The following is a 15178-nucleotide window of genomic DNA, read 5'->3' as shown; positions in this document are numbered from 1 at the left end:
AGGCCGCGATCCGGGACCGCGCATGCAAAACGATCGCCGAGCCACCATGAGCGAAGATCCGAGCATCCTGGCGATCCCGGTTTCCATCCACGACGCGATGGTGGCCCACTGCCTCCGCGAAGCCCCCCTGGAATGCTGCGGCATTCTGGGGGGGGTACCCCAAATCGTCTCGTCCTTCCACCCGTTGCGGAACGTCGCGGCGAGCGAGACTCGGTACGACGCCGACGGGCAGGAGCTCATCGCGGCCCACCGCGATCTCCGTTCCCGAGGCGCCGAGTTCCTGGCGATCTACCACTCCCACCCCCGTTGGGCGGCCATCCCGAGTCGTACCGACCTCGACCAGAACTACTACGGCCCCCTCCCCCGGATCATCGTTTCGCTCCTGGGCGCCACGCCCGAAGTCCGCGTCTGGAGGCTGGATCCCGACTCGTATGAAGAACTCCCCTGGCAGCTGATCGACTCGCCCGCCGCCCCTTGAACGCGAAGGGGCGACCCGCTAAACTACGGCTCTCGTTTCCTGAGGCTGAAACGGGACAAGAGTTTCGGTCAATGCCGACCTTCCACGCGGGGCCAACGACTCCCATGCAGCGCACCTTGATCATCCTGAAGCCCGATTGTGTCCAGCGCCGCCTGGTCGGCTCGATCCTCCAGCGTTTCGAGGCGAAGGGCCTTCGGATTGCCGCCCTGAAGCTCCTTCAGGTCGACCGCGCCCTCGGCGAGAAGCACTACGGCGAGCACCAGGGCAAGCCCTTCTTCGAAGGCCTGATCTCGTTCATCACGGGCGGCCCCGTCGTCGTCGGCGTCCTCGAGGGGAACGAGGCCATCGCCGTCGTCCGCTCGATGCTCGGCGCCACCAACGGCGTCGCCGCGGCCCCCGGCACGATCCGAGGCGATTTCTCGATCAGCAAGCAGAACAACCTGGTCCACGGCAGCGACAGCCCCGAGTCGGCCCAGCGCGAGATCGCCCTCTGGTTCCGCCCCGAGGAAGTCGTCGACTACAGCATCGCCGGCAGCCAGTGGGTCTTCGACGGCGCCTGATCCGGGCACGCTCGGACGACGACGAATCATCGAAGGGGCCTTCCCGGGACGTTCCATCGTCCCGGGAAGGCCCCTTTTTCAATTCAACGAGTTTGCTGATCTCCTTCTCATCGATGCAAGTGGGCCGAGAGTTGCTGCTGCCTGAAGTGTGGATCGCGACTCTCCCGGAGCCCTCCTTGAAATAGCGTCGTGATGAAGCAGAGGCCGTGGCGCAGGTGCGGCAACGTCGTCGAGCCCGCCGCCGTGCCAAAGGCGTGGGAGCCCAGCGTCAGCCCTTGATGGCCAGTCTATGCGAGGCTCCCTCAACGTGAGGTTGGGCCGGGCCTTGCCGGCTCGGCATCCAGCGGCCGGGAGTCCCGGACTTTCACCGTCCCGTCCATACTGGTGGAGATGAGTCGGGTGCCGTCCGGGCTTGCCGCCGGTTCCTCCGCGGTCGCCTGGAGCGGGATATCCGAGACGAGGCGCCGTGCGCCCTCTGCAGGAGCGGGTCGAAGTGCGCAGTATATGAGAACGATGGTACGCTGTTCGCGTCCTCATGTTCCCTCGCCTGAAACGGATTCTCTCGGGCTGGGGCCTGATTCGCGAACAAAACGGAATGCGAAAACATTACGTTGGCTAACACTCTCGATTCTATAAAATACACAAAACCCTTCCCTCGGTCGCCAAATGCTCGGCACATGGACATGGGACGGCATCTCGTCGAGGGCTTCCGCGGAGTTCCAGACGTCGCAAAGAGGCCTTTCGCGGCGAAAGAGAGCGAGCGATTCGCGTCGATTTCGCTTGCTCCTATTGATCTTTATCGAACTAACCTTTCGCCGGGAGATTCGCTTCCGTCTGATGGAATTCTTGTACACAAAGGTAGATACGGCATTCAACTAAGTGCATGGCCGTGGTGAAGATTGGTTGGGTAGGTCGTCGTCGCTCATCTAAGGATCACGCAGGCATGAATTCTCCGCAGAAACGACTTGTCGGTCTCGGGCATGATCGGTTAGCGTCGATGCTCTCTCCACTTCAACCCTGCATCGGAATTGAACATTCCGATGTCCACAGTCGGCCGCATCACTCGTCTTCTCGAGGAGGCCCGAATTGATCGATTCTCGCCTCGCACCGCGCCGCGCTTTTCTGGCAATCGCCCTCACCACACCGCTTTCGTTCCTGGGCTGCGGCGGGTCGAACGACGGAAACCACGTCGAGATCAGCGACGCAACCAAGGCCGAAGTCAAGTCACGCGCGGAGATGTATAGGTCGAGGGTCAGCCAGAAGAAGCTGGCGAAGAAGAAAAAAAACAGTTCGAAGCGATAATGTCTCGAGGGATCGACGCATCCGAGCGCTCGTAAGTCCGTCATCGATGAAGGTCCGGGCGTGATTCGATCTGGCCGGCACCCGAGCCGGCTCCGCACGGGCGATTCGCCCGTGGGTTTCATAATTCCATCTCGTCTCGCAAAAGGATCAAGAACATGAAGACGCGCCGAGGATTCACCCTGATCGAATTGTTGGTGGTGATCGCGATCATCGCGGTCCTGATCGCCTTGCTCTTGCCCGCGGTCCAAGCCGCTCGCGAGGCCGCCCGACGCGCCCAGTGCGTCAACAACCTGAAGCAACTTGGCTTGAGCTTGCACAACTACAACACGGCTGCGGGCGCGTTCCCGCCGGGCTGCGTCTCGACGACCTCGACGACCGACTCCGGCCTGTCGCAGACCGGCGTGAACAACTACAGCCAGTGGACATCCTGGAGTGCCCAGGCGATGCTCCTGCCCTACCTGGAGCAGACCTCGATCTACAATGCGGCCAACTTCAGTTGGGCCTGCTGCTGGGACAGCCCGACCGCCGACGCCATCAACCTCACGGTCTACACGACCAAGATCAACTCGTTCCTCTGCCCCTCGGACGGCCTGGCGGGCGTGGGCAATGTCGCGTCCTACACCTCCAACATCAACAGCTATTCCGGCAGCATCGGGTCGACGACGGCCCAGTATCCGTCCGACGGCAACACGTCCGGGTTCTTCAAGCTCTACAACACCACGAATTACGGCGGCCTCTCGACTTCCATCGCCGAGGTCTCCGACGGCACCTCGAACACGATCGCGTTCGGTGAGGGGCTCGTCGGAGACTATGGAAAGACGACCTATCGAGGCAATGGGATGTCGGGCCCGCCCGACAATGCCGCGGTCGAGGCGTTGATCGACGCCAAGACCAACCCCGCGGCGGTCCTCCAGGCCCTGCAGTCCTGCAACTCGTTCTTTACCAGCGGCACGCTCACAAGCGACTCCACCGGCCTCAAGCAGTATAATGGGCAAGTCTGGGCCCAGGGCGAGCGAGGTTGGACCCTGTTCAACACGGTCGTGCCGCCGAACTCGAAGCAATACCCCTGGCGCAGTTGCCGACTTGGCACTTGCCTGGAATGCGCCCCGGAAGGCTCCAGCTTCGTCAACGCGAGCAGCAACCATCCGGGAGGCGCCAACTTCAGCTTCGGAGATGGCAGCGTCAGGTTCATCAAGGATTCGATCAACATGACGATCTACCAGTCGATCGGCACCAGGGCCGGCGGCGAGGTCGTCAGCGCCGACGCCTTCTGACGACGTCGGACATCTCGACGGAATCCCTCGGCCGCCGCCCGATTTCATGGCTTGGGCGGCGGCTCCGCTTTTTTCTTGGGAGAGAGTCCCAGCGCGAGCACGGCCCCGACGGAGGCCATCACCGCGACCGAAACGTGGAGCATTGCCCTGGTGAGCACCTCTTGAGAGACGGGGAGCTCGGTCTTCGCGGTCGGGAATGACATCGCCCCGACGAGCTCATAGATCGCCGCCCCTAGCGTGGCCCCCATCAGCCCACCGGTCAGCGCTTTCCCCAAGCGTTCACGGCCCCCGAGGCCCATCCCGAAGCCCAAGCCTGCCGCAGCACCGACGGCCGATACGATGGCGCCGACCGTCATGAGCGGCATCAATAGATCTTGCGACTGCGGGTCGTGGGTTTTGTAGAAGTAGGGGAGGACCAGCCTCGACGTCGCGAATCCGGCGATCGCCGCGAGCAAACCTCCCACCGCGCCCGACTTCGCACCGGCCGCCGCGGAACCCCTCGCCAGGCCGCCCGATAGTCCCAGCCCCAATCCCAAGGCGGCTCCCAGCGCGGCGAACGTCCACGAGGCACTGTCGAGATGCGCCCCGGCGAACCGCCGGACGGCCGCGGCGTCGATCTCGCGCCCGATCCTGGGGTTGAGCGCCGATTGATAGGCCCTCAGGATCGTCTCCCCCGAGAACCAAGCGACGCCTCCGGCGAGCAAACCCGCGAGGATGGCAAATCCGGCGATTCGGGCATTCGAAAGGACCGCTGGTGCGGAGGGCGGTGAGGGTTCGGGACCAGGCCCGTCGGGCGGGGGTAAATCAAGGTCGGATGCCACCATGCCGATCACTCCTGTCCAATCGAGATAAATTGAAAAAGCGAATGCGTTGGAATCTCCCTGGCTGGCAGTCGTGAGAAAGCCTAACGGAATCGTCGAAGTCCATCAATTCAGCGACGGTCGAGGCTTCGGGAATTCACATGCAAGGGATAGAACCCGAGCGAGGCCGAGTGGAACGAGCCTTGGACAACGATGCGTGACGTTCGCGTCGTTTGCGGGAGGGATTATGGGCATCCGGCGGAATGGAGGATCGCGATTCGCAATACAGATCAGCGATTGCAAGGTTCGTCATTTGAATTCGCTTGCTCGACGCGATCCCGGTCGGCGATTCTCCGAGCGGCGGTCGATTGTCCTCGAATTGTTGCATTGCGATTAGATTTGAAAGCAAAACGTTATTTGTATGTTTGGATGTAGTGCGTGCCGCCACCCGAGGAGGGCCGAAGCCGGCGCCTCTCGTCGGCTTCGAGCGGCATGCTGCCGCCACCGATTCCGTCGTTGAAGGGGACGCGGATCGACCACGAACGCGAGAGCCGGGCGACTTGAGCGAAAGAATGGCCCCCGACGAGGCCGAAGTTATGCGAGAGGAGGGATCCGCCCGACCCTTGGCCTCGAGGTTGCGCCGGGATGGGTGGGCTGGCCGAGGTGGGCTCGTCGTCGAGCGTCCCGTCTTGAGAGGATGGGATCGATCGATCGCCGACGATCGTCTCGGGTTCTTTTCCGGGGACTCCGGATCGGCAGGGAGGAGGCTCGAGGATGACTCAGGTCGAGCGTGAGGTTGCGGAGCTCCGGGCGGAGATCGAGGCGCACAACCGGCTCTATTATCTCGATGCCGCCCCGATCATCAGCGACCGGGACTACGACCGCCTGATGGAACGGCTCCAGTCCCTGGAGGCCGCACACCCCGAGTTGATTTCCCCCGAGAGCCCGACGCAACGAGTCGGCGGGGCTCCGCTCGCCGCGTTCGAGACGGTCACCCACTCGGTGCCGATGCTCTCGATCGACAACACCTACAACTACGACGAGATTCGCGAGTGGGACGCCCGGGTCCGGAAGGGCCTCACGGCGGGCGAGACGGTCCGTTACGCGGTCGAGCTCAAGGTCGATGGTGTGGCGGTCTCCCTGCGCTACGAGGCGGGAAAGCTCGTACTCGGGGCGACCCGGGGTGACGGTGAACGCGGCGACGACGTGACCAATAACATCCGGACGGTCCGCGGCGTCCCCCTTGTCCTGTCCGACTCCCCCCCTCCCCTCCTGGAGGTCCGCGGCGAGGTCTACATGACGAATTCCGAGCTCGTACGGCTCAACGAGCTCCGACGTGCCCAGGATGAACCCCCCTTCGCCAACCCGCGCAACTCGACGGCCGGATCCCTCAAGCTCCTCGACTCCAAGCTCTGCGGCCTCCGCCGGCTCCGGTTCGTCTCGCATGGCCTGGGGGCGTTCGAAGGGATCCAGGCGACGTCCTACGCCGAGATCCTCGACCGGCTCAAGTCGTGGGGGATCCCCGTCAGCCCGTACAACCGCACCTTCGAAACGATCGACGAGGTGATCGCCCACGCGGAGACCTGGTCGACGCAGCGAAACACGCTCGACTACCAGACCGACGGGCTGGTGATCAAAGTCGACGACCTCGGCCAGCGAGCCCGCCTGGGCACGCGGAGCAAGAGCCCGCGCTGGGTGATCGCCTTCAAGTATGAAGCCGAACAGGCCGTGACGAAGCTCGAGGGGATCACCGTCCAGGTCGGCAAGACCGGCAAGCTTACGCCCGTGGCCGACCTGACGCCGGTCAGCCTCGCCGGGACGACCGTAAAGCGAGCGAGCCTGCACAACGCCGAGGAGATCCTCCGCAAGGACGTGCGGATCGGCGACACGGTCGTCATCCAGAAGGCCGGCGAGATTATTCCCCAGGTCGTCCGCGTCGAGGTCGAGGCGCGGGACGGCAGCGAACTGCCCTTCGAGTTCCCCAAAACCTGCCCGAGCTGCGGTGGCCCCGTCGAGCGTGAGCCCGGCGAGGTCGACTTCCACTGCGCCAATCCTCCCGCGCGTTGCCCGGATCAGCTCAAGGAGTGGATCCGCTGGTTCGCCCACCGAGATTCGATGGACATCGACGGCCTCGGCATCAAGCTGATCGAGCAACTCGTCGACCGAGGCCTGCTCAAGAACCTTGCCGACCTCTACCGGCTCGACGAAGCGACCCTCACCGACCTCGATCGGATGGGGAAGAAGTCGGCCCAGAATCTCGTCAAGGCTCTCGAGGTGAGCAAGACCCGGACGCTCGACCGGTTCCTGACGGGTCTGACCATCCGCCACGTCGGAACCCGAAGCGCCGAGGTCCTGGCCCAACGGTTCTCAACCCTGGAGGCGATCCGAGGCGCATCTCTTGCCGACCTCGAAGGCGTCCCCGAGATCGGGCCGGTCGTCGCCGCGAGCGTTTATGACTTCTTCCAGGATCCGGAGAACCAGCGACTGCTCGACGACTTCCCGAGTGTCGGCGTGATCCCGACCCCCGTCGTCGTCGTCCAGACGAATCGCGACAACCTCCCCCTGGCGGGCCAGACGTTCGTCCTCACCGGGACTTTTCCCAGGCGGACTCGTCCCGAGGCGGAGGCCTTGATCAAGCGATCCGGGGGCAAGGTGACGGGCTCCGTGTCGAAGTCGACGACTTACGTGGTCGCGGGCGCCGACCCTGGAAGTAAAATCGACAAGGCGAAGCAGTTGAACATCCCGGTGATCGACGAGGACGAGTTGGATCGGATGATCGGCGTCGAATAAGGATCGCCCGGCGATCACTGACCTGTCAGAACCCCGGAGTTCGTGTCCAACTCCGGGGTGCCGGGTCTGTGGTCAGAGGCGGAGCTTCACGCCGAGGCGTGAGAGTAACCCGGTCGTTACGCAGACGAAGAGCGCCATCCCGAACGATCCGGCCACGACCATGCCGGCATCCGCGTCGGACTTGTAGCTGAGGAGCACCGAGTCCAACTTGGCGAGCGATACTCCCCAGAGGGTGATCGGATGGAGGAAGTACGCCAGGAGCGGATTGGCGCCGGCCGGTCGGACGAGGATCGACCACCTTCGAAGGAGTGCCACGTCCATCAAGAGATAAAGAAGTAGCCACAAGGTGCAAGCGAAGGCGGCGGACCAGAAGCACCAGGTCGGCGTGGCCCCGATCTTGTTGATCCCCTCGAACGTGTCGGTCAGGAACCCCGCCAGCATCAGGCCGAGGATGAACTTGACCGTCCAACGGACCCGGGCGCCGTGGGTCGAGACGTCGCTGTCACGCCTCAGGATCATCCCGAGGACGCAACCGGCCATGCTGATTGCGGCGAGCGAGCCGGTGGCGTCGCCGAGTCCGACGTAATCGCCGACCCCATTCACGGCGCGTTCCACCGCGAGAATCGCCGGCTTCGCGCCACCGAGCCAGGCCTTGTCCTCGACGCGCTTGAAAAGGCCTCCGTGGTGCATCGCGAGGTGCAAGGTCATCAGGATCGCCACCATGCCCATCAGCCACTCCCGGCGCTTCCCGAGAATCAAGGTGAAGGTCGCGACCGTCAGGTAGGCCCACCCGATCAGGCCGAGGATGCCCCACCACTCGGTCCGGAGCCACGCGTAGTGCTCGACGGGCCCTCGGAAGAGGATAGTGGTCGAGACCGGCTCGCGTCGGAAGACGGCGAGGAGGGCGATGATTCCGACGAGGCCAATCCCCTTCAGACCGATGAAGACCTTGCGTTTCGCTCCCGGCTCGCGGGGGAGTGAACACCAGGCGAGCGCCACGCTGACGAAGGCGAGTAGCCCCCAGAGGCGAGGCCCGAGCGTGCGGTCGTCGTGGTGATTCAACTCGACGAGGCCGAGGAAGAGCAGGCTCGCGGAGCGTGTCAGGACGTGCCGGAAAAGGGCGAGCTTGGATTTCCCGACCATCCGGGCATGTTCAAAGGCGAGCGGGATGGACATCCCGACGATGAAGAGGAACGAAGGGAAGACGACATCGGCCAGGGTCATGCCGTCGGCGTTCGGGGGCTGGATGTGGAGCATCCACGAGGGGGCTCCCGGCCCGAGGTCGTTGACGAAGACCATGAGCAGAATGATGAGCCCCCGAAGCGTGTCGACTGAGGCGACTCGCATCGAAGGGACCTGCGGGAACGACTCGGGCCCGATAGGCCGGGCCGGTCGGTGGGCCTCGGGAGGCTCGAAGTTCTTGCCGGGTGCGCTTGCCACGTTTCCGTCCATATTCGGTGGGATTCCTCCGCTCAATAGCCCATCGCCCCGCCGTCTTTGCGAGGATCCGATCCTCCGATGAGTACGCCGCGTTCGACGTCGATGCGGATCGCCTGATATCCGCCGAAGCCGCCTTTTCCGTCGACCAGTCGATGCCCCTTGGCCTCGAGGGCCTTCCGGACTTCAGGACCGATCTCGGACTCGAGCGAGACTGTGCCCCCGTCGGTCGCGCGAGGGCCGGTCGGGTCGGTGGACCCGACGTGTCGGAATCGCGGGGCGTCGCCCGCCTCCTGGACGTCCATGCCGAAGTCGATCATGTTGCAGAGGACCTGGGCATGTCCTTGCGCCTGCATGTCTCCTCCCATCAGCCCGAAGCTCAGCCAGGGTTTGCCGGCCTTGGTGACGAAGCCGGGGATGATCGTGTGGAACGGGCGCTTGTGGGGCTCGAGGCGGTTGGGATGCTCGGGGTCGAGGGCGAATAGACTGCCCCGGTTCTGGATCGGGAAGCCCAGGTCGGCAGGGACGTGGGACGAGCCGAAGCCGGCGAAATTGCTCTGGATCAGGCTGACGGCGTTGAAGTCCTTGTCGACGACCGTCATGTAAATGGTGTCGGCCTGGGGGGGCATGCCGGGGCTCGGGCGATCGTTCGCGCGATCGCGATCGATCAAGGCACCCCGCGTGGCCGCATAAGCTTTGGAGATCAAGGCCTTGACCGGGACCTTGGCGAAGTCGAGGTCGGCGTAGTAGCGGCCGCGGTCCTCGTACGCGAGCTTCTCGGCCTCGATCATCACGTGCAGCGCCTCGGCCGACTGCGGTCCCATCGCCCTGAGGTCATAAGGCTCGAGTAGGTTCAGCATCTGGAGGACCGCGATCCCCTGCGTATTCGGGGGCAATTCCCAAACGTCGAAGCCTCGATAGTTTGTCGAGACCGGGTCGATCCAGGTGGAGGTGTGGTCCTCGAAGTCCTTCTCGGAGAAGAGTCCGCCGACCTGCGACGAGTATTCCACGATCGTCGCCGCGACCGGGCCTTTGTAGAAGGCGTCGCGCCCCCCTTTCGCGATCAGGCTCAGGGAGCGGGCGAGGTTGGAGTTCCGGAACACATCGCCCTTGCCGGGGGCCTTGCCGTTCGGGAGGAAGCACGCGGCGCTCGTCGGGACTTTCGCCAGGGCCGAGGTCGAGAGCTGCCAGTCGTCGGCGATGATCTCGCTGACAGGGAAGCCGTTCTCGGCGTACGCGATCGCCGGGGCGAGGAGCTCGGCCAGGGGTTTGGTGCCGAACTTCGACCGCAGTTGCTCCCAACCGTCCACACAGCCGGGGACGGACCAGCTCAGCGGCCCGGTCGACGGGATCGACTTGAGTCCCTTGGATTGAAACCCCTGGAGACTCGCGGCGTAGGGGGACCGGCCGCTGGCGTTGAGGCCGTGGAGCGTCCGGGTCTTGGCGTCCCAGACGATGGCGAAGAGGTCGCCTCCGATCCCGCACGACATCGGCTCGACGACGCCGAGGACCGCGTTCGCGGCGATCGCGGCGTCGATCGCGTTCCCCCCGTCCTGGAGGACGCGGATCGCCGCGGCGGTCGCAAGGGGTTGGCTGGTCGCGGCCATGCCGTTGCGGGCGATGACGGCCGAACGTGTCTTGTTGATTGGTCCACTCGGCCGGTCGTGCGCGGCGAGCCGGCTGACACCGAGGGTGGCGAAGAGCATGAGGAGCGTCGCGAGGCCGAAGACGAAGGGAAGGCTCGGTCGTTGCAGCACTGGATTTCACCCCCGAAAGAGTCGTTGACGGAGATCGCCAAGCCCGGGAGATCTGTTCATGCGTCCCTTGTAATCGGGCCGCAGGCGACTCGCCGGGCCTCCAAGGGACCAGGCGCCGCTCGACCGTTTACCGGAACGAGACTCGCCTGTCTGGAAGGGAGAGAGGATCCAGGGGCGTGTCCAGGGAACGAGGCTATCGTGTCCCAACGGGAGAGTCAAAAGGGATTTACGGACGACGAAAAGTGTCGTCGAGGCCGAAGGAAACGCTAACGCCCTTCCGCGAGAAGGCGGTCGATTTCCTCGCGAGTCGGCAACCCGGCCTGAGCTCCTCGACGAGTCACCGAAAGAGCCGCTGCGGCATTGGCCCAGTCGGCGGCCTCGAACAAGGGACGACCCTCTGCCAACCCCACGGCCAACGCACCATTGAATGCGTCACCGGCCCCCACGCTGTCGATCGCGTCGACGGCTCGGGGCGCGACGGGCTTCGCTTCGTCCTCAACGACCAGGGCCCCTCGCGGACCGAGTGTCACGACGACCGCGCGGACATCCCAACGACGTTGCAACGCCCGTGCAGCCGCGACGATCTCCGTCTCGGACTCGCAGGGAAGCCCTGCGAGTGTCGCCAGCTCCGACTGGTTCGGAGTGAGGATGTCGACCGATGACAGGGCTTCCTCGCCATTGGCCGAGGACAACGGGTGGGCAGGTGCAGGGTTGAGGATCGTGAGCATCCCTGCCCGACGTGCGCGTTGCAGGCCCCTAATGACGGTCTCGGTCGGAACCTCGAGGCTGGCCAGGAGCACGGCCTTCGGTCCGAAGACGCTGCCGGGCAGTCCATCGACGTCGTCCGGAGTGAGCTTCGCATTGGCGCCCGGCGCGACGCCGATCGAGTTCTCACCCCCCTCCTCGACCAGGATCAAGGCGATCCCCGAGGACTCGCCCGGGAGGATGCGGGCGAGCGAAACGTCGATCCGCTCGCGACGATAGTGGTCGAGTGCATCACGCCCGAACGAGTCGTCTCCGACCGCGGTGAGGAACAAGACGTCCCCGCCAGCTCGGCACGCGGCGACCGCCTGATTCGCCCCTTTCCCCCCAGGGCCCGAGACGAACGTGCCGCCGAGGACCGTCTCCCCTCGGCCGGGGAGCCTGGGGAGACGAACCGTCATATCCGTGTTGCTCGAACCGAGGACGACGACGCGAGACAAGTTGAAATCCCGAATCTCGGAAGGCGACCCTTCGGGCGAAGGAGTCGGATGACGCATCGTATGACCCGCAATTGTAAGCTGGCCGCACGACGGTTTGAACGCCCCAGTCGTCCGGGTGGGAGTTTAGAGAGTCGTCATCCGTCAAGCCTTGATTCGGGGTATGCCGTGGCAACTTCCCTATCATCAATGCGCAAAGCCGGACGGGTGTCCCCCCGGTAGGTGGGGCAACTCCTGCCCCGCTCTTGCCGCAAGAGTCGAGGCAAAAGCCCAGGGGCAAGAGAGCCCCACCCACCGGGGGGATCAGGCTCAGTCGCATGAAGCCGTAGGTACGGCATCAACCTTCAGCGTCGACACCTCCGTAGGCTGGAAGAGGCGATCAACCCGCGTGCGGGCCTCGCCGGGGATCGACGCCGAAGCCGAGGCCCTTGGGGGCCTGGATCTTCCCCTCGCGGAAGAGGATCGGCGGGTTCACATACGACTGGGCGTAGAACAGGGCGGCCATGAGGTCGCAGGCGAACCGCTCGACGGGGAAGGCGGAGAGGCTCGAGGCGAGGCACGCCATCGCGGCCTGTCCCAGGTCGGTCTCCAGGTTCGAGCCGATGGCGCACGACTTCCCGACGGACTGGGCCCGCTTTGCCATCGCCAGGGAGTGGGTAAATCCGCCGTTCTTGCCCGGGTAGATCGAGAGGATGTCGAAGGCGTCGCGGTCGATCGCCTCCTCGAGGTGGCCGGGGGTGAAGACGGCCTCGTCGACCAGGATCGGGACGGGGACTCGGCGACGGACTTCCGCGAGCATGCCGATGCGATCCCTCGGGGTCGGCTGCTCGGCGAGCGCGAGGTTGAAGGGGACGAGGGCTTCGATCGCCCGGACCGCCTCGTCGGCCGTCGCGTGGGCCCCGTTGGCATCGATCGTGAAGACCGGCTCGGGACCCAGCCGGTCGCGGACCGCCTTGAGACGCGCCGGGTCGTCGATCCCGGGCTTGCCGGTCTTGAACTTGAGGGTGCGGACGCCCGCCTCCCAGAACTCGACCGCCAGGCGCACGGTTTCCTCGGGAGGATAGGCCCCGATGCTGACTCGGGTCGGGATCCATTCGACGGGTTCGCGATCGGCGACCATCGAGGACACGGAGACACCGTGTGACCGGGCCAGGAGGTCCCACAGGGCGATGTCCACCGCGGCCTTGGCGAAGGAGTTGGCGTGGAGGTCGCGGTCGAGGATCGCGAGGGCTTCGGCCGGCTCATGGAACGTCTGGCCGACGAGCCGAGTGGCGATGTAGTGGTCGAGCATCCACTTTGCGGTCTCGGCGGTCTCGCCGCTCCAGACCGGCGCCGTCGTCGCCTCGCCGAAACCCTGGAGGCCGTTGTCCCCGGTGATCGTGACGGTCACATAATGCGACGCCTCGTGCCGCCCGAGGAACGAGATGATAGCCCCTTCGGAACGGACCGGATGATCCACGACCTCGGCCTCGATCCGCTGAATCCGCACGCTCATCAATAGGTCCTCCGTCGTCGATGACAAGGCTGTTCGGCTCGCGCCGTCGCGGGGGTTTCCCCGGGCGCGACCGAGTAAGGCGAGCGGACGTGGGCGGACGAGGCGCGAAAGTCTGGGGGGGAAACGGTCGACGTCCTCCCCTCGAACTCCGTGAGAGCGACTTCAGCCCGTCGACTCGAGGTTCGTAAGGTAGACCGAAGTCGGGGCTGAGTCAAACGTTCAGAGAGCCGAGGTGAGAGACGGACGTCGAAGACTCGTTGGCTGAGTCGTTGTGGGCAGGGTTTCGTAAAAGACACTCACGCAATGGATTTCCACCACCAGACAGCTGCCGCAGAGCAACCTTCCCCAAGCCCGAAGCGCGAACGAGTGAATCCTCTCGCATGAAATCGAGAAGGATTCACTCGTTCGCGCTTCGGGCTTGGAGTGACGACTCGCTGCCTGTGTCACCGAAGCAATTTCGCGGCGAGTGCGGGGAAGGTTATTGCTGATTGGAGGAGGTAAAGTACTCGTTCGTCCAGGCGAAGAATTCCTGACGAGACATCAGGAGGACGTCGCGAAGGACGTCGTCCAACTTCTCGCCCCCCTCGGTTGACATCGCGGTGAAGAACTTGGTGGAGACCGGCCGAGAACGTTGGTCTCCCATCACCGCTTCGACGATGCCATATCCCACGGCGCGGATGTCTTCGACCTTGGAGTCTCCGCCGAGCGCGTCGTTGGCCTTCGAGACCCATCCGAGCTCGATCTGCTGATACAGGTTTCGCTTCAGCCTACCGGCGAATGGGCTGCGGGGGTCGACCCTCGAACCGAAGTAGGCCCCGAGGCCGTAGCCCAGCCAGAGCGGGGCTTTTTCGCTCCGACGGATCATCCCGTTGGCCAGGTAGTCGGTCACGAGCCCCGCGAGCGAACGATCGGGCCCGCCCGAGTCGTCTCGCTTCGCCCGCCCTTTTTTTGCGGTCGCGGTCGCCGAGCCCTCGCGACCTCCGAGCGGGTCGATCACGACGATATACGGTTCCGAGCCGCTGAGGTCCACCGACCCTTGCTCGGTCGCTTCCACGTCGCGATTCTCGACGCTCCGAGCGAACTCGACGAAGCTCGGCCGGTCGTTGAAAACGTAGAGGCCGATCTTCTGCGCGAGGTCCTTCGTCGCCGTCATCTTCTTGATTTGGGCGTATTGGGTCTCGACCGTACGGATCGTGGTGGTGACGCGATCCTTCGGGAGGTTGCCGAAGACGGTGACGAGCTTTCCGGGGGTGACTTCGGGGGTCCCCTTGGGGTTCCCCTTCTTCCAACGCTCGATCCCCTTCGACTCGACGAGCTTGTCGCGCTCTTCCACCGGCAACTTCGAGAGGGCGTCGCTCTTGAGCTGTTCGGGCGAGGCGGCGTACGAGGCGATCTCGGCCTTGGCGTCGATCCCGGCGTCGAGCTTCGCCCCTTCCTTGATCCATCGCCCGATCTTCTCGACGGCGTTTTCCGAGAGGCGGCGATTGCCTCCTCCCCTCGGCATCCTCGGGGTTTCCTCGCCCGTCAGGCGGAGGTACAGGTGGCTCTCGTCCGGCTTACCAGGGCTGACGGAAGAGTCTCCCGAGGCTGCGGCGGCCTTGAGGATTTTGTCATAGGTGGTGAGGTCGAGCTTGCCGTTCTTCGTCATCGCCTTTTCGTTGTGGCAGCCGACGCAGTTGCCGACCAGGATCGGCGCGATGTCCTTGGAGAACTTCAGCTCCCCGTCATTGCCCGAAGCCGGCTTCGTTGCCTCGTCCCCGGTGTCGGCCGGCTCGGTCGCCTTTTTCTTGGCCGAACCCTTCTTGCGCGTTTTCTTCTGGGCGACGCGCAGGATCCGTCCGCCGTGAATGGTGTCGCCCGCGACGAGAACGTGAGTCCTCCCCTCGACGGACTCTGCCGGAGGGGTAGACTCCGAGGCCCCACCCCAATCGGTCGCGATCGCCAAGGTGGCGCAGACGCATCCCAGGACGCTGAGGATTCTCGACATGGCGGCACCCCGTGAATCGGAACCCGAGAACGGATGCCTTTATTCTCGCGCGTCGGACGTGCTTTGACAAGGACGCCGCGCCGAGTCGCGTGCCTCGGT

Annotated in this window: 11 protein-coding genes; 5 read left to right on the top strand and 6 right to left on the bottom strand. The window is 64.5% G+C overall.

The genetic code is table 11. The features are described from left to right. The first annotated feature begins 46 nt into the window (after window positions 1-46). The 4 genes from ACYOEI_RS01375 to ACYOEI_RS01360 all read left to right on the top strand — a co-directional run bounded on the left by ACYOEI_RS01375 (window position 47) and on the right by ACYOEI_RS01360 (window position 3614). The gene (locus ACYOEI_RS01375; protein ID WP_462847459.1) at window positions 47-478 is read left to right on the top strand and encodes a M67 family metallopeptidase; all 432 of its coding nucleotides are present in this window, start codon (window positions 47-49) and stop codon (window positions 476-478) included. Window positions 479-582: 104 nt separating this feature from the next. Then, window positions 583-1038, top strand: coding sequence for a nucleoside-diphosphate kinase (ndk, locus tag ACYOEI_RS01370; protein ID WP_462847862.1), 456 nt, complete (start codon window positions 583-585; stop codon window positions 1036-1038). Window positions 1039-2124: 1086 nt separating this feature from the next. After that, complete coding sequence (locus ACYOEI_RS01365; protein ID WP_462847458.1) at window positions 2125-2340, top strand: hypothetical protein; 216 nt, start codon at window positions 2125-2127, stop codon at window positions 2338-2340. A gap of 155 nt (window positions 2341-2495) precedes the next feature. After that, a complete protein-coding gene (locus ACYOEI_RS01360) occupies window positions 2496-3614 on the top strand; it encodes a DUF1559 family PulG-like putative transporter (RefSeq protein WP_462847457.1) in 1119 nt (372 codons plus the stop codon). A gap of 44 nt (window positions 3615-3658) precedes the next feature. On the opposite strand, the gene ACYOEI_RS01355 is transcribed toward ACYOEI_RS01360, so the two are convergent. Then, on the bottom strand, window positions 3659-4438 hold the full coding sequence (locus ACYOEI_RS01355) for a hypothetical protein (protein WP_462847456.1): 780 nt from the start codon (window positions 4436-4438) through the stop codon (window positions 3659-3661). Window positions 4439-5188: 750 nt separating this feature from the next. Here ACYOEI_RS01355 and ligA point away from each other — a divergent pair. Further along, window positions 5189-7204: an NAD-dependent DNA ligase LigA gene (gene ligA, locus ACYOEI_RS01350; protein ID WP_462847455.1), complete on the top strand. Its 2016-nt coding sequence runs from the start codon at window positions 5189-5191 to the stop codon at window positions 7202-7204. Window positions 7205-7276: 72 nt separating this feature from the next. Here ligA and ACYOEI_RS01345 read toward each other — a convergent pair whose 3' ends face one another. The 5 genes from ACYOEI_RS01345 to ACYOEI_RS01325 all read right to left on the bottom strand — a co-directional run bounded on the left by ACYOEI_RS01345 (window position 7277) and on the right by ACYOEI_RS01325 (window position 15079). Next, complete coding sequence (locus ACYOEI_RS01345; protein ID WP_462847454.1) at window positions 7277-8644, bottom strand: DUF5009 domain-containing protein; 1368 nt, start codon at window positions 8642-8644, stop codon at window positions 7277-7279. A 32-nt stretch (window positions 8645-8676) separates the two neighbouring features. Next, complete coding sequence (gene ggt, locus ACYOEI_RS01340) at window positions 8677-10347, bottom strand: gamma-glutamyltransferase (RefSeq protein WP_462847861.1); 1671 nt, start codon at window positions 10345-10347, stop codon at window positions 8677-8679. A 317-nt stretch (window positions 10348-10664) separates the two neighbouring features. Next, window positions 10665-11600, bottom strand: a complete 936-nt coding sequence (locus ACYOEI_RS01335) for a ribokinase (RefSeq protein ID WP_462847453.1) — start codon at window positions 11598-11600, stop codon at window positions 10665-10667. A gap of 376 nt (window positions 11601-11976) precedes the next feature. Then, window positions 11977-13092 (bottom strand): mandelate racemase/muconate lactonizing enzyme family protein, encoded by a 1116-nt coding sequence (locus tag ACYOEI_RS01330; protein ID WP_462847451.1) that lies wholly within the window; start codon window positions 13090-13092, stop codon window positions 11977-11979. A 478-nt stretch (window positions 13093-13570) separates the two neighbouring features. Next, the gene (locus ACYOEI_RS01325) at window positions 13571-15079 is read right to left on the bottom strand and encodes a c-type cytochrome domain-containing protein (RefSeq protein ID WP_462847450.1); all 1509 of its coding nucleotides are present in this window, start codon (window positions 15077-15079) and stop codon (window positions 13571-13573) included. Between the last annotated feature and the right edge of the window lie 99 nt (window positions 15080-15178).

This window comes from Singulisphaera rosea (genome assembly GCF_054877945.1).
Note: the sequence above shows the minus strand (reverse complement) of the source record. Positions and strands in the feature narration are given on the sequence as shown.

Excerpts from the sequence above, each read along its gene's own strand:
- ACYOEI_RS01375 (WP_462847459.1), top strand. The coding sequence starts at position 47 with ATGAGCGAAGATCCGAGCATCCTGGCGATCCCGGTTTCCATCCACGAC.
- ndk (WP_462847862.1), top strand. The coding sequence starts at position 583 with ATGCAGCGCACCTTGATCATCCTGAAGCCCGATTGTGTCCAGCGCCGC.
- ACYOEI_RS01360 (WP_462847457.1), top strand. The coding sequence starts at position 2,496 with ATGAAGACGCGCCGAGGATTCACCCTGATCGAATTGTTGGTGGTGATC.
- ACYOEI_RS01355 (WP_462847456.1), bottom strand. The coding sequence starts at position 4,438 with ATGGTGGCATCCGACCTTGATTTACCCCCGCCCGACGGGCCTGGTCCC.
- ligA (WP_462847455.1), top strand. The coding sequence starts at position 5,189 with ATGACTCAGGTCGAGCGTGAGGTTGCGGAGCTCCGGGCGGAGATCGAG.
- ggt (WP_462847861.1), bottom strand. The coding sequence starts at position 10,347 with ATGCTCTTCGCCACCCTCGGTGTCAGCCGGCTCGCCGCGCACGACCGG.
- ACYOEI_RS01330 (WP_462847451.1), bottom strand. The coding sequence starts at position 13,092 with ATGAGCGTGCGGATTCAGCGGATCGAGGCCGAGGTCGTGGATCATCCG.
- ACYOEI_RS01325 (WP_462847450.1), bottom strand. The coding sequence starts at position 15,079 with ATGTCGAGAATCCTCAGCGTCCTGGGATGCGTCTGCGCCACCTTGGCG.